We start from the raw sequence: 21,026 nt of genomic DNA on the forward strand, positions 1-21,026 counted from the left end.
GTCAACGGCTGGCATGGCCGCTTCAAGACCTGGCTGCGCAGATTTTGCGGTGTGGCGAGCCGCTACCTGGCCAATTACGCCGGCTGGCAAATGGTCCTCGACGCCGCAGCACTCATCATCCCCGAGCATTGGCTGCGGGCGGCCGTTGCACCTCGGCAGCAGGAGCGAGCGTAATATCTGCGATAAGTTCCGTTCCGGGATGAAAGCTCAGCTAATGCGAACAGCGCGATAAAAAAAGGCGCCCCGGCGTGCGGCCCGGAGCGCCTTCCCCCCTCCCACCTGTTAAAAGTTGTGGTGTACGCCCAGCGCGTAGTGCCGGCGGCTGACGTCGTCCGTCGCCGTGGCCGCGGCCGGCATCTTCTTCAGCGACAGGTCCAGATACAGGTAGGTGCGCGGCGAGAGGCTGTGCTCGTAACCGACGGACGCCTGCTTCGTCTTGATCACGCCGTCCGGATGCTTCTGGCCGTAGCCCAGCAGGATCTTGCCGACGCCCACCGAGTAGTTCGCGCCCACCAGCCATGAGGTGGTATCGGTATTGGTGAACATCGTGTGGCTCTGGTCCTGGCGCTGGTAGGAGGCCATCAGTTTCAGCGGTTTCATCGCGTAGTACGACGCGGCCACCGAGTACAGCTTCGTTTCGATGGCGTTGCGCTCGTGGCCGAGCATGACGGCGAACGGACCGTTGGTGTACGTGGCGCTGACCGAATACGGGTTGGCGGACGCCATCGCATTCGCCGTGTACTGCGGCGCCGCGGCCGTGCCCTTGCCGATGATCGGATTCTGGTTGCCATTCGCTTCCTTCGATGCCACCGTCACGTTGAGCTGGAAGCCGCTCCAGACCGGCGAGTTGTAGAACACGGCGTTCGAGAAGCGGTTGGCCGAGTTGCCCGTCACGCCCAGCGGATCGCTGGTGTAGCCCGCCACCATCAGGTCGGGCTGGAAGCCGGCCACGTTGGGCAGGCCGTTCCACGGTTCGAACGCGAGGCTCGATTCCTGGTAGGCGGACAGGCCGCGGCCCAGGCGGACCGTGCCGAACGCCCCTTGCAGGCCGACCCGGCTCTGGCCCTGGAACAGCGGGCGCACATTGTTCTCCAGTGCCCCGGTGTCCGGGTCGAAGCGGATCTCCAACTGGAACAATGCCTTCAGGCCGTTGCCGAGGTCTTCGACACCGCGGAAGCCGAGCTTGTTGTTGTCCCGCCGGGTGACCAGCGTGGCATCGTTCGGCACGTGGGTCGTGCGCTGAATGCCGGCGTCGACCGTGCCGTAGATCGTCACGGAGGATTGTGCGTGCGCGCCGCCGATAGCGGCCGCCAGTGCGAGGGCAACCAAGGATTTCTTCATATAGTGTTTCCTTTGTTCAGATTGGATCGGTTTTTTGAGGAACCAGAAACGTGCTGAGCTGCGCATGCTGCGACTCGACAGGGAAACCTTAATGCGGCGCCGGTGTAAAGCCTTCCGATTGGTCGATTCGGGGCGCCGGTGTTGGTAGAAAGAGGGGAAACGCCAATTTCCTGTTGTATTTATGAAACGGTAGTTTTACGGTGCCGCGGCGTGTTCGATTCTTTCATTGGTAAGGTATCCATCGGTAGCGTAGCCGCCACGACGGCTGAACCCGTTTGCGCAGGATCAAGCCAAGGCCGGCTTGTGAGGGAGACGCAACAGTTCGTCGATAGACTGGTTGGCCAGGCAACCGATATTAAAAAAAAAGCTCAGGGCGCAGCCGCATCGACGGCCTGCGCGACAACGCAGCTTTCTGGAGACCGAAATGGCCAATCGTGAAGAGCTGGCAGTGATCCGGGGCGCGCGGTCGGGAGACGCCGCATGCCAACTACAACTCGGCAAGCTGTACCTGACGGGAGGCGCCAGCCTGCCGTGCAGCCTGCCCACCGCGCTGCACTGGCTGGCGCGTGCCGCGGCGCACGGGCTTGATGAAGCCTGGCTGCTGATCGGCCGCCACATTCCCTGGCACTACGCGAGCCACCACCGGGCCACGCTGCTTGACTGGTACGCACGCGCCTGCGACGCGGGCATCGCGGCGGCAGCCGTCACGCTGGGCCATCTGCTGCTGCAGGAACCGCCGATCGCCCATGCGGGCCTGCGCCAGCGGGCGCGGCGTGGGCTGGACGCCGCGGCGGCCGGCGGCTCGATCGAAGCACGCGCGCTGCTGGCGCGCTTGCGTGCCGGCGTTGCCGATGCGGTAGCGGTAGCGGCGGCGCCGGCCATGCCACGGGCCGCCTTGCGCGACGACGACAAGTTCGAAAGCCTGGCCGTCGCGCTGCCCGCCGCGCGGGCGCTGGCGGCGCGGGCTCCGGCAGACCCGGTCGCCTGGCGCGGCACGCCGGCGGACGCGCGGCTGCTGGCCCGCTGCGCCGAAGTCCTTGCACGCCAGGGGGCGGCCGACGAGGCGCAGCGCATGCGTGAACTGGCCGCCGCGGCCGGCGACCGCTGGGCCCAGCTGGCGCTGGGCTTGCGCCTGGCACGGATGGATGCGGAAGGAGCCCGCGTGCCCGACAGCGGCATGGCGAACTTCAAGCGCGCCGTGCGCTGGCTGACGCAGGCCGGCGAACAGGGTGTCGCGGAAGCGTGGTATGCGCTGGCGTGCATCTACGCCAAGCCGGAGTTTTCCCAGCGCAGCGTCAGCGACGCGCAGGCGTGCCTGGAGCGCGCGGCGGAACTGGGTCACGCGGCGGCGCAATTCGAATGCGGCTTGCATGCGTGGCGGCTGCGTCGCGGCGACGAGCGCAACGATGTGAAAGCGGTGTGCTGGCTGCAGAAGGCGGCCGCGCAGGGGTGCGAGCGGGCGCGGGCGATGCTGGCGCGTATTGCGCCGGCCCCGTGCGGGCCGAGCTGGGCGGCGCCATTGCTGCCGCTGGTGACGCGCGAACTGCTGCGCAGCCAGCCGCTGCTCGTCGCGCGTATCGAGCTCGCCGCGCTGTTCCACCTGTCGCGCGCCGAAGCGCTGCTGCTGGACGTTCGCGCGGCGGACCAGGGCCATTGCCTCGTCGTCGACATCCGCGCCGATTATGGACGCAGCCGGCGCCGGCTCGTGCTGGTGGAGAGCGCGCGCCAGCGCCAGGCGCTGGACCGGATCGCCCGGCTGTTCGAGGATGTCCATGCGCAGGCCGAAGGCAATTACCGCCAGCGGCTCTACCGCTTCAAGACGTGGCTGCAATCGGCCGGTGCCGAAGCGGCGCTGCTGGCCGCCTGAGCGGCAGCAGGGTCAGACCGTGATTTCGCCTTCGAACACGGTGACGGCCGGACCGGTCAGGTAGACCGGTTCGCCTTCGCCGGCCCACGCGATCGACAGCTGGCCGCCGCGCGCGTCCACGCGCACGGGCGAATCGAGCAGGCCGCGGCGGATGCCCGCCACCGCCGCCGCGCAGGCACCGGTGCCGCATGCCAGCGTTTCGCCGGCGCCGCGTTCGAATACACGCAGGCGGACGTGATGGCGGTTCACCAGCTGCATGAAGCCCGCGTTGACGCGCTTCGGGAAGTGCGTGTGGTGCTCGATCAGCGGGCCGGTCAGCTCGACGGGCGCCGCGTCGACGTCGGCGACGACCTGCACCGCATGCGGATTGCCCATCGACAGCACCGACACGAGCACGGTCTCCTTTTGCCCGGCCAATTCCAGCACGAGCGGCCACAGCGTATCGTTGCCTTCCGGCTGGCCCTGCAGGCCCTCGGTGTCGAAGGGCACGCGCGCCGGTTCGAACACGGGAGCGCCCATGTCGACGGTGACGCTACCGTCGTCTTCCAGGCGCGGCGCGATGACGCCGGACATCGTTTCGACTGAGATGCTGCGCCGGTCCGTCAAGCCCTTCTCGGCCACGAACTTGACAAACGCCCGCGCGCCGTTGCCGCACTGTTCCACTTCACCGCCGTCGCTGTTGAAGATGCGGTAGCGGAAGTCGCAGCTCGGGTTGGTCGATTTCTCGACGACGAGCAACTGGTCGGCGCCGACGCCGAAGCGGCGGTCCGCCAGCGCCTTCCACTGGGTAGGGGTGAAATCGATCTGCTGGTTGATGGCGTCGATCACGACGAAGTCGTTGCCGGCGCCATGCATCTTGGTGAATTTGAGTTTCATCGCTTGTTCGAATAGAAGGACGGTTCGCCGTTCGGACGCGTCTTGTAGCGTTTATGCGTCCAGAAATATTCCGCCGGTGCTTCGCGCACGCGCTCCTCGATGAACTCGTTCATGCGGCGCGTGGCGGCTACCATGTCGGTACCGGGATAATTGTCCCACACCGGGTAGAACTTGACGCGCCAGCCTTGATAATTTGGCAGGAAAGTCGCGATCACCGGCATCACTTGCGCGCCCGTCGTCGCGGCGATGCGCGCCGTGGCCGTCAGTGTCGCGGCGGGCACGCCGAAGAACGGCACGAACTCCGCATCCTTTTCGCCGAAGTCCATGTCGGGCAGCATGAAGTAGGGCAGGCGCTCGCGCAGCGCGCGCAGGATCGGCTTGATGCCGTCCTGGCGCGTGAACAGTTTCACCGGCTTGAAGCGGGCCCGGCCAGCCCGCAGCACCGCGTCGAATGCGGCATTCTTCTGCTGCACGTACATCGACGACGCGGAAGCTTCCATCGCGATCGATGCACCGGCCACGTCGAGGCAGACGAAGTGCGGGCACAGCAGGATGGTCGGCTTGTCCGTCATCGCCGCCACGGGAATTTCGCCCGGCGGCATGCCCGCGCTCGTCTCGATGTGGATCAGGCGCTTCAGGCGTGCCTCGGAGGCCCACCACAGCACCCCGCGCTCCAGCACGCTGCGCGAATACGCCTGGAAGTGGCTGCGCACCAGCGCGCGGCGCGCGTCCTCGGACAGCTCCGGCATCGCCAGGCGCAGGTTGACGAGCGCGATGTCGCGGCGCGCCCCCATCACGCGGAACAGCAGCGCACCGATGCCTTCACCCAACCGGCCGAGCACCGGCAGCGGCAGCCAGTGCAGCAGCCACACGAACCCCAGCAGCACCTTCATGCGGCCTCCCGGGATGCGCCCGGCGCGGCGACGCCGGCGGGAATCTTGTAGCGGTTGTAGCTCCAGTAGTACTGGGCCGGGCAGCCGGCGATCAGCTGTTCCATCGCCGCGTTGATCGCGCGGGCCTGCTGCGCCGCGTCGCCGTCCAGCGAGCCGGTGAACGGCACAAAGTGGATCAGGAAGCCGCGGCCGCGCGGCAGGCGCTCGGCATAGGTCAGCACGATCGGCGCATCGCCGCCCAGCTTGGCCATCTTGGCCGGCAAGGTCATCGTGTAGGCGGGGCGGCCGAAGAAATCGGCCCACACGCCTTCGCCTTCCTGCGGCACCTGGTCGGGCAGGATGCCGATCGGCTTGCCGGACTTGAGGAACTTGGCCAGCATCCGCACGCCGGACAGGTTGGCCGGCGCCAGCAGCATCTGGCCGCGCGCCCGGGCGCCTTCGACCAGCGGTTTGATCGCCTGCTGCTTCGGCGGGCGGTACATCACCATCAGCGGCGTGTCGTGCGAGACACGCTGGGCGGTGATCTCGAAGCAGCCCAGGTGCGGCGTCAGGAACACGATGCCGCACCCGGCGGCAAGGTGCTGTTCGACGAGCGAATAGTCCTTGACGAACACCCGGCGGGCGATGCGGGCGTCGGATGCAAGCCACACGAACGGCAGTTCAGCGATGGCTTTGCCGGCCTCGGCCACGGCTTGCCGCAGGTGGCCAGCGAAGCCGGCTCGCGCGATGTTCTCGCGCATCCGGCGGCGGTAGGAGGGCGACGCCAGGTAAACCAGCCAGCCCAATACGCTGCCCAGTGCGTGCAGCACGGGCAGGGGAAATATCGAGAAGAAACGGAAGATTCGTAACAGCATGAACTAGGAAAAATGAGCGCAACAGTTCGCGTTGCTCTACCCAAAAATTTTTGAAGAAGCGTAAAATACCACGTAAGCAGTAACCGCTGAGTTAATAGACAACTTGCGAAGCGGTATAGAAACTTCGCTAAAGCGTCGCAAGCCGTGAGGGTTGTTGCGACAGTGTAATCAACCAAACCAGGAGCTTGCGATGTCTTCCATCGACTACCTCTTCACCTCCGAATCCGTTTCGGAAGGCCATCCCGACAAAGTCGCCGACCAGATTTCCGACGCCATCCTCGACGCCATTCTGGCGCAGGATCCGAAGGCGCGCGTTGCCGCCGAGACACTTTGCAATACGGGCCTCGTCGTGCTGGCGGGCGAGATCACCACGCACGCCAACGTGGATTATATTCAGATCGCCCGCGAGACCATCAAGCGCATCGGCTACGACAACACCGACTACGGCATCGATTACAAGGGCTGCGCCGTGCTGGTCGCCTATGACAAGCAGTCGCCGGACATCGCCCAGGGCGTCGACGAAGGCGCCGGCCTGGACCTCGACCAGGGCGCCGGCGACCAGGGCCTGATGTTCGGCTACGCCTGCGACGAAACGCCGGAACTGATGCCGGCCGCGATCTACTACGCGCACCGCCTCGTCGAGCGCCAGTCGCAGCTGCGCAAGGATGGCCGCTTGCCGTGGCTGCGTCCGGATGCCAAGTCGCAAGTCACCCTGCGTTACGTGAACGGCCGCCCGGTGGCTGTGGACACCGTCGTGCTGTCGACCCAGCACGCCCCGGACATCCAGCACAAGCAGATCGAGGAAGCGGTGATCGAGGAGATCATCCGCCCGGTGCTGCCGAAGGAATGGCTGCAGGGCACGAAATACCTGGTCAACCCGACCGGCCGCTTCGTCATCGGCGGTCCGCAGGGCGACTGCGGCCTGACCGGCCGCAAGATCATCGTCGACACCTATGGCGGCGCGGCGCCGCACGGCGGTGGCGCGTTCTCCGGCAAGGACCCGTCGAAAGTCGACCGCTCGGCAGCCTACGCGGCCCGCTACGTGGCGAAGAACGTCGTCGCCGCCGGCCTGGCGCGCCAGTGCCAGGTGCAGGTGTCGTACGCGATCGGCGTTGCGCGCCCGATCAACATCACCGTGTACACGGAAGGCACGGGCGTGATTTCGGACGAGAAGATCGCGGAACTGGTGCAGGAACACTTCGACCTGCGCCCGAAAGGCATCGTGCAGATGCTCGACCTGCTGCGCCCGATCTACCAGAAGACGGCCGCCTACGGCCACTTCGGCCGCGAAGAGCCGGAGTTCAGCTGGGAGCGCACCGACAAGGCTGCCGCGCTGCGTGCCGCCGCCGGGCTGGCCTGATTTTTGGCACGCCGCTGACACCTGCCAAAACCAACGGCAGAAGCCGGGGTCAGACCCGCCGGGTCTGACCCCAGGGTTTGCTTTTGGGTTGCTTCTTGCATTCCGGGCGCGCAAGAATGCTAAAATGCTCGTTCTCCGAGGAGCGTTGCGACGGGTCGCTCGACCCGCCAGGCTCGGACACTTCTGCAACCGCGCTCACGTCAACTTTTTTCAACTTGAAAGGAGGGCGTGATGAACGCCGTACTCAAAGATTCCCAGGATTACATCGTTGCCGACATCGGCCTGGCCGGCTGGGGCAACAAGGAAATCAAGATCGCCGAAACCGAGATGCCGGGCCTGATGGCGATCCGCGAGGAATACGCCGCATCCCAGCCGCTGAAGGGCGCGCGCATCACCGGCTCGCTGCACATGACGATCCAGACCGCCGTGCTGATCCAGACGCTGGAAGCGCTGGGCGCGCAAGTGCGCTGGGCCTCGTGCAACATCTACTCGACGCAGGACCACGCCGCCGCCGCGATCGCCGCGAACGGCACGCCGGTGTTCGCCATCAAGGGCGAAACGCTGGACCAGTACTGGGAATACACCCACCGCATCTTCGAATGGCCGGGCGAAGGCGTGTACTCGAACATGATCCTGGACGACGGCGGCGATGCCACGCTGCTGCTGCACCTGGGCGCGCGTGCCGAGAAGGACATCTCCGTGCTGGACAAGCCGGGCTCGGAAGAAGAGATCTGCCTGTTCAACTCGATCAAGGCGCACCTGGCCAAGGACCCGCAGTGGTACTCGAAGCGCCTGCCGCACATCATGGGCGTGACGGAAGAAACCACGACCGGCGTGCACCGCCTGTACCAGATGCACAAGGAAGGCAAGCTGGCCTTCCCGGCCATCAACGTCAACGACTCCGTCACGAAGTCGAAGTTCGACAACCTGTACGGCTGCCGCGAATCGCTGGTCGACGGCATCAAGCGCGCGACCGACGTGATGATCGCCGGTAAGATCGCCGTCATTGCCGGCTACGGCGACGTGGGCAAGGGCTCGGCGCAAGCGATGCGCGCGCTGTCCGCCCAGGTGTGGGTCACCGAGATCGATCCGATCTGCGCGCTGCAGGCCGCGATGGAAGGCTTCCGCGTCGTGACGATGGATTACGCGTGCGAGCACGGCGACATCTTCGTCACCTGCACGGGCAACTACCACATCCTGACCGAGCAGCACATGCTGCGCATGAAGGACCAGGCGATCGTCTGCAACATCGGTCACTTCGACAACGAGATCGACGTCGCCGCGCTGAAGAAATACCAGTGGGAGAACATCAAGCCGCAGGTCGACCACGTGATCTTCCCGGACGGCCACCGCATCATCCTGCTGGCCGAAGGCCGCCTGGTGAACCTGGGTTGCGCAACGGGCCACCCGTCGTACGTGATGAGCTCCTCGTTCGCGAACCAGACGATCGCGCAGATCGAGCTGTTCCAGCACAAGGACAAGTACCCGGTCGGCGTCTACACGCTGCCGAAGCACCTGGACGAAAAGGTCGCCCGCCTGCAGCTGAAGAAGCTGAACGCGCAGCTGACGACGCTGACGGAAGAACAGGCCGCCTACATCAACGTGAAGGTCGAAGGCCCGTACAAGCCGGAACACTACCGCTACTGATCCAGTAAGGCTGAGGCCGGCAATCGCCGGCCTTTTTTTACCCACTGCTGTTCATACGAGGCTTTTCTTTTTATGCGTTTGGTCCTGACCTGGTTCATCAATGCCGCGGCGCTGTTCGCAGTGCCTTACCTCATGCATTCCGTCGACGTCACGAGCGTCACGGCAGCCCTGATCGCAGCGCTCATCCTCGGGCTCGTCAACACGCTGATCCGGCCGCTGCTGCTCCTCCTGACCCTGCCCGTGACCGTGCTCACGCTGGGCCTGTTCATCTTCATCGTTAACGGCTTCACGTTCTGGCTGGTGGCGCAATGGGTGGAAGGCTTCACGGTGACGAGCTTCTGGGCGGCGGTTGGCGGTGCACTGCTGTACAGCGTGATCTCCTGGGCCCTGTCCTCACTGTTGTTGAAAGACGCCGATGGCTGATCATAATTTTAGTATCGAGTTCTTCCCGCCGAAGACGGCGGAAGGGGCGGAAAAGCTGCGCGTGACGCGCGCCAAGCTGTCCGAGCTGCACCCGAAGTATTTTTCCGTGACGTTCGGTGCCGGCGGCACCACCCAGCAGGGCACGCTGGATACCGTGCTGGAAATCCTGGCCGCGGGCGAACAGGCCGCGCCGCACCTGTCCTGCGTGGGCGGCACGCGCGAATCGATCCGCGCCATCCTGGCGCAGTACAAGTCGCACGGCATCCGCCGGCTGGTGGCGCTGCGCGGCGACCTGCCCAGCGGCTACGGCGCGGCCGGCGAATTCCGCTATGCGAACGAGCTGGTGGAATTCATCCGCGCCGAGACGGGCGACTGGTTCCACATCGAAGTGGCCGCCTACCCGGAAGTGCACCCGCAGGCGAAATCGCCGCAGGCCGACCTGGACGCGTTCGTGCGCAAGGTGAACGCCGGCGCCAACGCCGCGATCACGCAGTACTTCTACAATGCCGACGCGTACTTCCAGTTCGTCGACTCCGCAACAAAGGCCGGCGTGACGGTGCCGATCGTGGCCGGCATCATGCCGATCACGAACTACACGCAGCTGATGCGCTTCTCGGACATGTGCGGCGCCGAGATCCCCCGCTGGGTGCGGCTGAAACTGGCCAGTTTCGGCGACGACACGGCGTCGATCAAGGCCTTCGGCCTGGACGTCGTGACTGCCCTGTGCGAACGCCTGCTGGCCGGCGGCGCCCCGGGCCTGCACTTCTACAGCATGAACCAGGCAGCCGCGACGACGGCGCTGTGGCAGCGGCTGGTGAAGTAAACTCGAAGCGCCGATCGGTTTGCCTTCACCCCAGAGGCAAACCCTGGGGTCAGACCCGGCGGGTCTGACCCCGGCTTCTGCCGTTGGGGTTAAAATCCGCCGGCGACCTGCAAGCCTTCTTCCGTAATAATCCGATCCAGCGGCACATCGTGCCCGTCGTTGTCGAACCGTGCCGCCAGGCACGAGTAAGCGATGCCGATCGTCGCCGGCCGCGGGGCCGTTTCCAGCGTGCGGTCGTAGAAGCCGCCGCCATATCCCAGCCGGTAGCCTTGTCCGTTGAAACCCAGGCAGGGCACCAGCAGCGCCGGCGGCGTCGGTTCGATGCGCAGGTCGGCCGGGATGGCGATGCCCATCGCGTCCTTGACCAACGGCTCGCCGATCCGCCACAGCGCGAAGTCCAGCGGCGCATCCTTTTTCATTACGACGGGCAGCAGCAATTGCACGCCCAGGCGGGCCAGTTCCGCATAGGCCGGATGCAGGTCCGGCTCGTCGCGCAGCGGCCAATACACACCCAGCGCTTGTACCTGGGCCTGGCGCCACCAAGTGACGATATGCCGGCAGATGTCGCGATCCCATTGGGCGCGCGTCTCGGCGGGAATGTTGCGGCGGGTACTCAGCAGTTCCTTGCGCAACAGTGCTTTCGATGTCGCGGCTGTCTGTGCGGTCGGTGCTGGTAGCCCTTCAGGCAGGCGTGTTATTCTAGGGTCGCTGGTCATGTCACTACTTGAGAGTCGTATCTTGATTTCCCCGTCGAAATGGATAGCCGGCGCACTGTTCGCGATCGCCTGCGCCGCCGCACCGCTCGCCACCCCGCAGGAATTGAATGGCGACAGCCGCAAGGAGGACGATGCGTTCCTGCTGCTGCGCGATTCCGTGCGCCGTGGCGACGCCGCGAAGGCCGAATTCTACGCGGCCCGGCTGACCGACTACGGCATTGCTTCGTACGTCGACTATTATCGGCTCAAATCCCACCTGCGTGACGCCACCACGGCCGAGATCCTCGGCTTCCTGCAGAAATACGAAGGCAGCGCGATCGCCGACCGCCTGCGCAACGACTGGCTGCTGGAGCTGGGCCGCAAGCGCGAATGGGCGCTGTTCGACCAGCAGTTCCCCCTGTTCGTGCTGCAGGACGATACCCAGGTCAAATGCTATGCGCTGCTGTCGCGCCTCGCCAAGGGCGAGAACGTCGCGGCGGATGCCCGCGCCCTGCTGATCTACCCGCCATATTACGGCGACGCTTGCGGCGCGCTGATCGCCGCGCTGGCGCAGACCCGCCAGTTCACGGAAGACGATCTGTGGGCCCAGGTGCGCCTGGCCGGCGAGACCAATGCGACCGGCCCCGCGCGCCGCACGATCATGCTGCTGAACGGCTCCGATAAAAAGGTCGCGCAGGCGATCGACGTACCCGCGCTGGTGCTGGCCAAGGGCGCCGGCGACACGAAGGCCGATCACGAGATCTTCCTGATCGCGCTGGGCCGCGCCGCGAAGACGAGCGTCAAGCTGTCCGTGCTGGCGCTGCAGAAGGCGCTGCCCCGCCTCACGCCGCAGGAGCAGGCGATCGGCTGGGCCAATATCGCGTTGCAAGCGTCGTACACGGTCGAGCCGGAAACGTCGGATTACTGGCGCCGCGCCGCCGGCGCGCCGCTGTCGATCGACCAGCACCAGTGGCGTACCCGCTATGCGCTGCGTGACGGCAACTGGCGCCTCGTGCGCGACTACATCGCCGCGATGCCCGCGCAACTGCGCCAGGATGCCACCTGGGTGTACTGGCAGGCCCGCGCCTCGGTCGCGCTGGCCGGCGGCATGACGCCGGAGGCGCAGTTCCTGTACCAGAGCATCGCCGATCGCCAGGACTACTACGGCCTGCTGGCCGCCGAGGAGCTGGGCCGCACCGTGACCATTCCGTCACCGGGCGCACCCGTCACGCCGGCGGAGATCGCGGCCGTGGCAACCAATCCCGACCTGCAGCGCGCGTTGAAATTCTTCGACATGCGCCTGCGCTTCGAGGGTACGCGCGAATGGAACTGGGCAGTGCGGCGGCTGTCGGACCGCGAGCTGATCGCCGCGGCCGAATTGGCGCGCCAGCACCATATCCTGGACCGGATGGTGTACACGTCCGAACGCACGCGCGTGCTGGCCGACTACACGCACCGCTACCCGGCGCCGCACGACGACATCATGCGCCCGACGACGAACACGCTGGGCCTCGATCGCGCCTGGGTGTATGGCCTGATCCGCCAGGAGTCGCGCTTCGTGATGACCGCGCAGTCGAGCGCCGGTGCTTCCGGCCTGATGCAGGTGATGCCGTCCACCGGCCGCTGGGTCGCCAACAAGATCGGCCTGACGGGCTTCGTGCAGGAGATGCTGTCGGACGTGCGCACCAACATCCTCTTGGGTGCGAACTACATGAACATGGTCCTGGGCAGCATGGACGGCTCGCAGGTGCTGGCCACCGCTGCCTACAACGCGGGGCCGGGCCGGCTGCGTGCGTGGCGCTCGGCGCTGACGAAGCCGATGGACGCCACCGTGTTCATCGAATCGATCCCGTACGCGGAAACCCGCACCTACGTGAAGAACGTGATGACGAACGCCACCTATTACGCCGCGCTGTTCGAGGGCAACCCGCAGTCGCTGAAGCGCCGGCTGGGCGTCGTCACGCCGAAAGGCTATACCGAGCAGGAACAGCAGCAAGCCACTTTCTCGAGCCGCTGACGCGGTTCCCATCCACCTCACCATCCATGCAAACGATCGAACTCGACCCTACCCTGAGCCAGACCCTCGCCGCGGCGCGCCAGCCCGGCCTGACCCTCGTCATCGGTAACAAAAATTATTCGTCGTGGTCGATGCGGCCGTGGGTCGCGCTCACCGCGTTCGGCATTCCGTTCACCGAGGTGCGCGTGCTGCTCGACCAGCCGGACACCGCCAACAACATCGGCCGCTACAGCCATGCCGGCCGCGTGCCTGTGCTGCTGGCCGGCGACATCACGATCTGGGATAGCCTGGCGATCTGCGAATACCTCGCCGAGCAGTTCCCGGACAAGCACATGTGGCCGCAGGATGTGGCCGCGCGCGCGCTGGCGCGTGCCGTGTGCGCCGAGATGCATTCGAGCTTCACGAGCCTGCGCACGACGATGCCGATGAATATCAAGTGCCGCTTCCCCGGCAAGGGCCGCACGCCGGCCACGCAGGCCGACATCGGCCGGGTCAGCGAGATCTGGGAAGAGTGCCTGTCCCGCTACGGCCACAACGAATTCCTGTTCGGCGACTTCTCGATCGCGGACGCGTTCTTCGCCCCCGTCGTGATGCGCTTCATGACGTATGGCGTGGCGCTGCCGCCGGCGCTGTCGGCCTACTGCGAGCGCGTGCAGCGCCACCCGGCCGTGGCGCGCTGGATCGAAGGCGCGCTGGCCGAAGCGGAAAGCCTGCCCAAGTACGACGCGATGCCCGACGAATGAAAACCTATGTCGTCGGCGGGGCAGTGCGCGATGCGCTGCTGGGATTGCCCGTCAAGGACCACGATCACGTCGTCGTCGGCGCCACGCCGGACGAGATGATCGCGCAGGGTTTTCGCGCCGTCGGCAAGGATTTCCCCGTGTTCCTGCACCCGCAAACGCAGGAGGAATACGCGCTGGCGCGCACCGAGCGCAAGACGGCGCCCGGCTACCGCGGCTTCGTGTTCCACACCGCGCCGGACGTCACGCTGGAGCAGGACTTGGTGCGCCGCGACCTGACGATCAACGCGATCGCCCAGGCCGACGACGGCACGCTGACCGATCCGTTCGACGGCCGCGGCGACATCGCGCGCCGCGTGTTCCGCCACGTGTCCGATGCGTTTGCCGAAGACCCCGTGCGCATCCTGCGCGTGGCCCGCTTTGCCGCCCGCTATCCCGAGTTCACCGTGGCGCCGGAAACCAATGCGCTGATGCGCCGTATGGTCCACGAAGGCGAGGTCGATGCGCTGGTGCCGGAGCGCGTGTGGCAGGAACTGTCGCGCGGGTTGATGGAGCAGCGGCCGTCGCGCATGCTGCAGGTACTGCGCGCGTGCGGCGCGCTGGCCCGCATCGTGCCCGAGCTGGACCGGCTGTGGGGCGTGCCGCAGCCGGAGAAGTGGCATCCCGAGATCGATACCGGTCTGCACATGGAACAGGTGGTCGACTACGCGGCCAGCCAGGAGTACGAGCTGCCGGTGCGTTTCGCCGCGCTGCTGCACGACCTGGGCAAGGGCGCCACGCCGAGCGAAACGTGGCCGGCCCATCACGGCCATGAAGGCCTCGGCGTGCAGCTCGTGAAGGACGTGTGCGCGCGGCTGAAGGTGCCGACCGAGTGCCGCGACCTGGCCGTGCTGGCCGCGCGCGAGCACGGCAACGTGACGCGCGCGCTGGAGCTGCGCTGCCGCACGCTGGTCGTGCTGTTCGAGCGCTGCGACGCGTTCCGTAAACCGGCCCGCTTCACGCAGCTGCTGGCCGTCTCCGAATGCGATGCGCGCGGCCGCGAAGGGCCGGCCGCCAGTTTCCGCGATGCGCCGTTCCCGCAGCGCGCGCACATGGAACAGGCGCTGGCCGCCGCGCGCGCCGTCAACGCCGGCGAGATCGCCCAGGCGTGGACGGAACACCCCGACCGGATACCGGAGATGGTGCGCAACGCCCGCGTGCGCGCGGTGCGGGAAGCGCTGGCCCGTCCCGATGAACCGGATGACGAAGGGGAGGCGGCATGAGCGGCCTGAACCTGTTCCGCAACCCGCTGCACAAGTGGCTCGGCAGGGCGGAGCCGCGCCCGACGGTGCCCGTCAAGGAATTGCGCGAACGCGACCGCCGCCGCATGCTGCGTCACTTCCTGCAGATCGAAGGGCGCGACCGGCTGCTGCGCTTCGGCTCGCACCTGTCCGACGAGCAGGTGGCGAAGTACGTCAACGCGATCGACTTTCATCGCGACATGGTGTTCGGCGTCTACAACCGCGTGTTCCGGCTCGTCGCCGTGGGGCACCTGGCCTTCGCGGAAAAGCAGCCGCACAAGAACGACGTCACCGAGAAGGATCGGGTGGCGGAGTTCGGCGTCTCGGTGCTGAAGTCGGCGCGCGGTCTCGGCATCGGCTCGAAGCTGTTCGAGCGGGCCGCGATCGTCTGCCGCAACCACGATGTCGACACGCTGTACATGCATTGCCTGTCGTCGAACCAGATCATGATGCACATCGCGAAAAAGGCGGGGATGGAAATCCACCGCGACTACGGCGAGGCGGATGCCTACCTGAAGCTCGGCCCCGCCAACCCGGCCAGCGTGCTGCAGGAAGCGATGCAGGAACAGCTGGCGACGATCGATTACGCGTTGAAGGCCAATGTGCGGCGGGCAGCCAAGCTGTGGGACATGCTGCCGGGCCGCAAGCCCAAGCAATAAGCGGGATCAGACCAGCGGCAGCGCCGTCGTATCCTTGATCCGCTGCAGCGCGAAGCTGGACTTCACGTCCAGCACGGCCGGGTGGCGCAGCAGGGTCGCCATCATGAAGCGCGAGAAGTGGTCCATGTCCTCCACGTGCACGCGCAGCAGGTAATCCATCTCGCCCGTCATCGCATAGCAGGCCACCACTTCCGGCCACTGCTCGACGGCGACCGCGAAATCCTCGCGCGGCGACGCGGTGCCCGGCAGCGCGCCCAGCGCGCGGGCATTGCTGTGCGCGGCCGCGTCGCTGTGCTTCTCCAGGCGCACGTTCACGTAGGCCAGCAGGCCCAGTCCGATCTTGTCCGGATCGAGCAGCGCCACGTACTGGCGGATCACGCCTTCCTCTTCCAGCCGCTTGATGCGGCGCAGGCATGGCGATGGCGACAGGCTTACCTGCTCGGCCACGTCCTGGTTCGACAGGCGGCCATCTTCTTGCAAGATTGCAAGAATTTTGCGGTCTGTCTTGTCAAGCGCGATCTTGGTCATCTTCCCCTCATTTTATGTTGTTTGCCGCAATATTATTGCTCAACTCCGGCAAGCACGGGAAATGTTTGCAATTAAATTCTCCGGGGCGAAGTCTATACTTTGCGCTATTCTGATAAAGGAGACGCACATGCAATTCACGCCCTGGGAGAACCCGATGGGAACCGACGGCTTCGAGTTCGTCGAGTTCGCCGCACCCGATCCGAAAGCGCTCGGCGCGCTGTTCGAGAACATGGGTTTCACCGCCATCGCCCGCCACCGCACGAAAGACGTGACGTTGTATCGCCAGGGCGAGATCAATTTCATCATCAATGCCGAGCAGGATTCGTTCGCCCAGCGCTTCGCGCGCCAGCACGGCCCCTCCGTGTGCGCGATCGCGATCCGCGTCGATGACGCGGCCTACGTCTACAAGAAAGCGCTGGAAATGGGCGCCTGGGGCTTCGACAACAAGACCGGGCCAATGGAGCTGAACATCCCCGCCATCAAGGGCGTTGGCGATTCGCTGCTGTACCTGGTGGACCGCTGGCGCGGCAAGAACGCGTCGAAAGGGCTGGCGCCGGGCAGCATCGGCGACATCAGCATCTATGACGCGGACTTCGTCGCGATCCCCGGCGTGGATCCGAACCCGGTCGGCAATGGCCTGACCTATATCGATCACCTGACGCACAACGTCTACCGCGGCCGCATGGCCGAATGGGCCGGCTTCTACGAAGGCCTGTTCAACTTCCGCGAGATCCGCTACTTCGACATCGAAGGCCGCCTGACGGGCCTGAAGTCGAAGGCGATGACCTCGCCGTGCGGCAAGATCCGCATTCCGATCAACGAATCGTCCGATGACAAGTCGCAGATCGCCGAATACCTGAACGAGTACCACGGCGAAGGCATCCAGCACATCGCGCTGGGCACGGACAACATCTACCACTCGATCCAGGGCATGCGCGACAAGGGTATCGCATTCCAGGATACGATCGAGACATACTACGAACTGGTCAACCGCCGCCTGCCGAACCATGGCGAGAACCTGGAAGAGCTGCGCCGCCTGCGCATCCTGATCGACGGCCAGGCCAACAGCGAAAACGAGCGCGAACTGCTGCTGCAGATCTTTACGCAGAACGTCATCGGGCCGATCTTCTTCGAGATCATCCAGCGGAAGGGCGACCAGGGCTTCGGCGAAGGCAACTTCCGCGCGCTGTTTGAATCGATCGAGTTGGATCAGATTCGCCGCGGGGTATTGGAGGATCCTGCTAGCACAGCAGCTTAAGCATGCAGCACCCCAGGAGCAAACCCTGGGGTCAGACAGGAGAACGGGCTTGCAAGCCCGTTCCGCTTTGTCGGCAAGGAGCGGTGCTCCTTGAAACCCCGCCAAAGCCCCGACGGGTCTGACCCCGGCACTTGCCTCTGGTTTAAAGGCAAGCCGGCAGCACCCCGACAGAGGGCGCGCCGGCTTTGGCACTTAGAGAGAATTGGAGACACCCATGAACGCACCTCACAAGGGTACGGAGCTAGGCACGCCGTCGCACGACATCACGCTCGACGACAAATGGACCCTGGAGCGCGGCCGCGCGTTCCTCACCGGCACGCAAGCGCTGATCCGCCTGCCGATGCTGCAGCGCGAACGCGACGTCAAGGCAGGCTTGAACACCGCCGGTTACATCACCGGCTACCGCGGCTCGCCCGTCACCTCCGTCGACCAGACGGCGATGAAGGCGAAAAAATACCTCGACGCTCACCACGTCAAATTCCACCCCGGCATGAACGAAGACCTGGCCGCCACGGCGGTCTGGGGTACCCAGCAAACGAATCTGTTCCCCGACGCGAAGTACGACGGCGTGTTCGCCATGTGGTACGGCAAAGGGCCCGGCGTGGACCGCTGCGGCGACGTGTTCAAGCACGCCAACAATGCGGGCAGCTCGCAGCATGGCGGCGTGCTGGTGCTGGCCGGCGACGACCACGCGGCGAAATCGTCGTCCACCGCGCACCAGTCCGACCACATCCTGGCTGCCTGCGGCATCCCGGTGCTGTATCCGTCGTCCGTGCAGGAATACATCGACTACGGCCTGCATGGCTGGGCGATGAGCCGCTATACCGGCCTGTGGGTGGCGATGAAATGCGTGACCGACATCATCGAGTCCGGCGCCGTCGTGGACTTCGATCCGGACCGCGTGCAGATCGCGATGCCGGACGACTTCGAGCTGCCGCCGGGTGGCCTGAATATCCGCTGGCCCGATGCGGTGCTGGACCAGGAAGTGCGGATGAACAGCTACAAGTGGTACGCCGCGCTGGCGTACTGCCGCGCCAATAAACTGAACAAGATCATCTGGGACAGCCCGCGGCCGAAGATCGGCATCATCACGGCCGGCAAGTCCTACCTCGATACGCGCCAGGCATTGGCGGATCTCGGCATCGACGAGCAGGCAGCCGCCGGCATCGGCATCCGCCTGTACAAGGTCGGCATGACGTGGCCGCTGGAGGCGGACGGCGTGCAGGACTTCGCCCGTGGCCTCGACGAGATCATCGTCATCGAAGAGAAGCGGCAAATCCTCGAATACGCGCTGAAGGAAGAGCTGTACAACCTGCCGGACGGCCAGCGCCCGCGCGTCGTCGGCAAGTTCGACGACACCGGTGAATGGTCGAATCGCCACCGCAGCGGTCACGGCGACTGGCTGCTGCCGGCAACGTATGAACTGAACCCCGCGCAGATCGCCCGCGCGATCGCCAGCCGCATCACGCACTACTGCGCCGGCCACCCGGTGGCGGCACGCGTGCAGGAACGCATCGCTTATCTGGAAGCGAAGGAGCTGGTGCTGAAGAATGTGCCGGCGAAGGCCAATCCGCAAACGGACCGCACGCCGTTCTTCTGCTCCGGCTGCCCGCACAACACGTCGACGAAAGTGCCGGAAGGCTCGCGCGCGCTGGCCGGCATCGGCTGCCACTACATGGTGCTGTGGATGGACCGCGAAACGTCCACCTTCACGCACATGGGCGCGGAAGGCGTCACGTGGGTGGGCCAGGCGCCGTTCACGAACGAGAAGCATGTGTTCACGAACCTGGGCGACGGCACCTACTTCCATTCCGGGATCCTGGCGATCCGCGCGGCCGTCGCCGCGAAGGTGAACATCACCTACAAGATCCTGTACAACGATGCCGTCGCGATGACGGGCGGCCAGAACGTCGACGGCCCCCTCGATCCCGGCATGATCTCGCGCCAGATCGCTGCCGAGGGCGTGAACCCGATCATCGTTGTCACGGACGACCCGGACAAGTACCCGGACGATTACCCGTGGGCGAGCGGCGTCACGGTGCGCCACCGTTCCGAGCTGATGGACGTGCAGAAGGAGCTGCGCGACAAGCCGGGCGTATCGGCGATGATCTACGACCAGACCTGTGCGTCGGAAAAGCGGCGCCGCCGCAAGCGCAACGAATATCCCGATCCGGCCAAGCGTGCCGTCATCAACGAGGCTGTGTGCGAAGGCTGCGGCGACTGCTCGGTGCAGTCGAACTGCCTGTCGGTGGAGCCGCTGGAGACGGAGCTGGGGCGCAAGCGCCAGATCAACCAGTCCAGCTGCAACAAGGATTACTCGTGCGTGTCCGGCTTCTGCCCGTCGTTCGTCACCGTCGAGGGTGGCCAGTTGAAGAAGCCGAAGAAGGCGGCCGCCGGCGGCGAGATTCCGGCACTGCCGGCGCCCAGCCTGCCGTCCACTGAGCAGCCATACGGCATCCTCGTGACCGGCATCGGCGGCACGGGTGTCGTCACGGTCGGCCAGATCCTCGCGATGGCGGCGCACGTGGAAGGCAAGGGCGCCGTAGTGCTGGACATGAGCGGGCTGGCGCAGAAGGGCGGGCCGGTGATGTCGCACGTGCGGCTGGCCGACCGGCAGGACGACCTGCATTCGACACGCGTTGGCACGGGCAGCGCCGACCTGGTGATCGGCTGCGACCAGATCGTGACGGCCAGCCGCGATGCGCTGTCCCGGATGGGCGAAGGGCGCACGTGGGCCGCGATCAATTCCACGGGCGCCACGACGGCGGCCTTCGTGAAGAACCCGGACTGGCAGTTCCCCGGCGCCAGCTCGCAATCCGAGATCGTGCGGGCCTGCGGCACGGAGCGCGTCGATTTCATCGATGCCGGCCGGATCGCCACGGCACTGATGGGCGACTCGATCGCCACCAATATGTTCATGCTGGGCTACAGCTTCCAGAAGGGCCACGTGCCGCTGACGGAAGCGGCGCTGATGAAGGCGATCGAGTTGAACGGCGTGTCGGTGGCGTTCAACAAGGCCGCGTTCACGTGGGGCCGTTACACCGCGCACGACCTGGCGGCCGTGACGAAGATGGCAGCACCGGCGCAAGTGATCGAGTTCAAACGGAGCCAGACGCTGGATGAAATCGTCGCGCGCCGCATTGAACTGCTGACCGCCTACCAGAATGCGGCCTTTGCACGCCAGTACAAGGACTTCGTCGACACGGTGCGCGCCGCCGAGGACAAGCTGGGCAAGGGCAGCAAGCTGACGGAAGCCGTGGCACGCTACTACTACAAGCTGATGGCGTACAAGGACGAGTACGAGGTCGCCCGCCTGCATACCGACCCGGCCTTCCGCGCCAAGATCGAAGGCATGTTCGAAGGCGACTACCAGGTGAAGTACCACCTGGCACCGCCGCTGCTGGCGAAGAAGGACAAGGACGGCCACCTGGTCAAGCAGCAGTTCGGCCCGTGGATGCGCCATGCGTTCGCCGTGCTGGCCAAGCTGAAGGGCTTGCGCGGCACGCCGCTCGACGTGTTCGGTCATACGGCCGAGCGCAAGATGGAGCGTGCGTTGATCGCGCAGTACCGCGACACGGTGGCGGCTCTGCTGCCGAAGCTGACGGCGGAGAACCTGGCCACGGCCGTGGCGATCGCCCGCATCCCCGAGGACATCCGTGGTTACGGGCACGTGAAGGAACGCCACTTGAAGGCGGCGAAGCAGAAGGAGGCAGCGCTGCTGGCGCAGTATCACGCGCCGGCGGCAGCTCCCCACGCGGCCTGAGC

Annotated in this window: 17 protein-coding genes and 1 riboswitch; of the genes, 11 read left to right on the top strand and 6 right to left on the bottom strand. The window is 65.7% G+C overall.

Going from position 1 to position 21,026, the window contains the following annotated elements; translation table 11 throughout:
- Positions 1-282: 282 nt before the first annotated feature.
- Positions 283-1,341, bottom strand: a complete 1,059-nt coding sequence (locus IP92_RS15960) for a porin (protein WP_145876716.1) — start codon at positions 1,339-1,341, stop codon at positions 283-285.
- Between the two features lie 424 nt (positions 1,342-1,765).
- Here IP92_RS15960 and IP92_RS15965 point away from each other — a divergent pair, with 424 nt between their 5' ends.
- Positions 1,766-3,208, top strand: coding sequence for a tetratricopeptide repeat protein (locus IP92_RS15965; protein WP_145876718.1), 1,443 nt, complete (start codon positions 1,766-1,768; stop codon positions 3,206-3,208).
- A gap of 12 nt (positions 3,209-3,220) precedes the next feature.
- Here IP92_RS15965 and dapF read toward each other — a convergent pair whose 3' ends face one another.
- Genes dapF through IP92_RS15980 form a run of 3 tightly spaced genes read right to left on the bottom strand, consistent with a single transcriptional unit; the run spans position 3,221 to position 5,831 of the window.
- Positions 3,221-4,084 (bottom strand): diaminopimelate epimerase, encoded by an 864-nt coding sequence (gene dapF / locus IP92_RS15970; RefSeq protein ID WP_145876720.1) that lies wholly within the window; start codon positions 4,082-4,084, stop codon positions 3,221-3,223.
- Positions 4,081-4,977: an LpxL/LpxP family acyltransferase gene (locus IP92_RS15975; RefSeq protein ID WP_145876723.1), complete on the bottom strand. Its 897-nt coding sequence runs from the start codon at positions 4,975-4,977 to the stop codon at positions 4,081-4,083. Before IP92_RS15975 ends, dapF begins: the two co-directional genes overlap by 4 nt.
- On the bottom strand, positions 4,974-5,831 hold the full coding sequence (locus IP92_RS15980; protein ID WP_145876725.1) for a lysophospholipid acyltransferase family protein: 858 nt from the start codon (positions 5,829-5,831) through the stop codon (positions 4,974-4,976). The genes IP92_RS15975 and IP92_RS15980 overlap by 4 nt, the downstream gene beginning before the upstream one ends.
- A gap of 190 nt (positions 5,832-6,021) precedes the next feature.
- Here IP92_RS15980 and metK point away from each other — a divergent pair, with 190 nt between their 5' ends.
- The 4 genes from metK (at position 6,022) to metF (ending at position 10,084) form a co-directional block, all read left to right on the top strand.
- Positions 6,022-7,191, top strand: coding sequence for a methionine adenosyltransferase (metK, locus tag IP92_RS15985; protein ID WP_145876727.1), 1,170 nt, complete (start codon positions 6,022-6,024; stop codon positions 7,189-7,191).
- A 131-nt stretch (positions 7,192-7,322) separates the two neighbouring features.
- Positions 7,323-7,395: riboswitch (S-adenosyl-L-homocysteine riboswitch) on the top strand.
- Between the two features lie 27 nt (positions 7,396-7,422).
- Positions 7,423-8,838, top strand: a complete 1,416-nt coding sequence (gene ahcY / locus IP92_RS15990; RefSeq protein ID WP_145876729.1) for an adenosylhomocysteinase — start codon at positions 7,423-7,425, stop codon at positions 8,836-8,838.
- 72 nt (positions 8,839-8,910) lie between these two features.
- Entirely contained in the window at positions 8,911-9,261 is a 351-nt protein-coding gene (locus IP92_RS15995; RefSeq protein WP_145876731.1) for a phage holin family protein, read from the top strand.
- Positions 9,254-10,084 carry a methylenetetrahydrofolate reductase [NAD(P)H] gene (gene metF / locus IP92_RS16000; RefSeq protein ID WP_145876734.1) on the top strand — a complete coding sequence of 277 codons (831 nt, stop codon included), beginning with the start codon at positions 9,254-9,256 and terminating at the stop codon, positions 10,082-10,084. The genes IP92_RS15995 and metF overlap by 8 nt, the downstream gene beginning before the upstream one ends.
- 89 nt (positions 10,085-10,173) lie before the next feature.
- Here the strand turns inward: metF and IP92_RS16005 are convergent, their stop codons facing one another.
- The gene (locus tag IP92_RS16005; protein WP_145876736.1) at positions 10,174-10,800 is read right to left on the bottom strand and encodes a 5-formyltetrahydrofolate cyclo-ligase; all 627 of its coding nucleotides are present in this window, start codon (positions 10,798-10,800) and stop codon (positions 10,174-10,176) included.
- Positions 10,801-10,822: 22 nt separating this feature from the next.
- Here IP92_RS16005 and IP92_RS16010 point away from each other — a divergent pair, with 22 nt between their 5' ends.
- Genes IP92_RS16010 through IP92_RS16025 form a run of 4 tightly spaced genes read left to right on the top strand, consistent with a single transcriptional unit; the run spans position 10,823 to position 15,475 of the window.
- Positions 10,823-12,796, top strand: coding sequence for a lytic transglycosylase domain-containing protein (locus tag IP92_RS16010; protein WP_145876738.1), 1,974 nt, complete (start codon positions 10,823-10,825; stop codon positions 12,794-12,796).
- A gap of 26 nt (positions 12,797-12,822) precedes the next feature.
- Positions 12,823-13,539, top strand: a complete 717-nt coding sequence (locus IP92_RS16015; RefSeq protein ID WP_145876741.1) for a glutathione S-transferase family protein — start codon at positions 12,823-12,825, stop codon at positions 13,537-13,539.
- The gene (locus IP92_RS16020; RefSeq protein ID WP_145876742.1) at positions 13,536-14,798 is read left to right on the top strand and encodes a multifunctional CCA addition/repair protein; all 1,263 of its coding nucleotides are present in this window, start codon (positions 13,536-13,538) and stop codon (positions 14,796-14,798) included. The genes IP92_RS16015 and IP92_RS16020 overlap by 4 nt, the downstream gene beginning before the upstream one ends.
- On the top strand, positions 14,795-15,475 hold the full coding sequence (locus tag IP92_RS16025; protein ID WP_145876744.1) for a GNAT family N-acetyltransferase: 681 nt from the start codon (positions 14,795-14,797) through the stop codon (positions 15,473-15,475). Before IP92_RS16020 ends, IP92_RS16025 begins: the two co-directional genes overlap by 4 nt.
- 6 nt (positions 15,476-15,481) lie before the next feature.
- Here the strand turns inward: IP92_RS16025 and IP92_RS16030 are convergent, their stop codons facing one another.
- Positions 15,482-16,003 carry an Lrp/AsnC family transcriptional regulator gene (locus tag IP92_RS16030; RefSeq protein ID WP_145876746.1) on the bottom strand — a complete coding sequence of 174 codons (522 nt, stop codon included), beginning with the start codon at positions 16,001-16,003 and terminating at the stop codon, positions 15,482-15,484.
- 127 nt (positions 16,004-16,130) lie between these two features.
- Between IP92_RS16030 and hppD the strand changes: the two genes are divergently transcribed.
- A complete protein-coding gene (hppD, locus tag IP92_RS16035; protein WP_145876748.1) occupies positions 16,131-17,261 on the top strand; it encodes a 4-hydroxyphenylpyruvate dioxygenase in 1,131 nt (376 codons plus the stop codon).
- Between the two features lie 214 nt (positions 17,262-17,475).
- Positions 17,476-21,024, top strand: a complete 3,549-nt coding sequence (locus IP92_RS16040; protein WP_145876750.1) for an indolepyruvate ferredoxin oxidoreductase family protein — start codon at positions 17,476-17,478, stop codon at positions 21,022-21,024.
- Positions 21,025-21,026: the final 2 nt, after the last annotated feature.

This window comes from Pseudoduganella flava (genome assembly GCF_007830495.1).
GTDB lineage: Bacteria > Pseudomonadota > Gammaproteobacteria > Burkholderiales > Burkholderiaceae_D > Rugamonas > Rugamonas flava.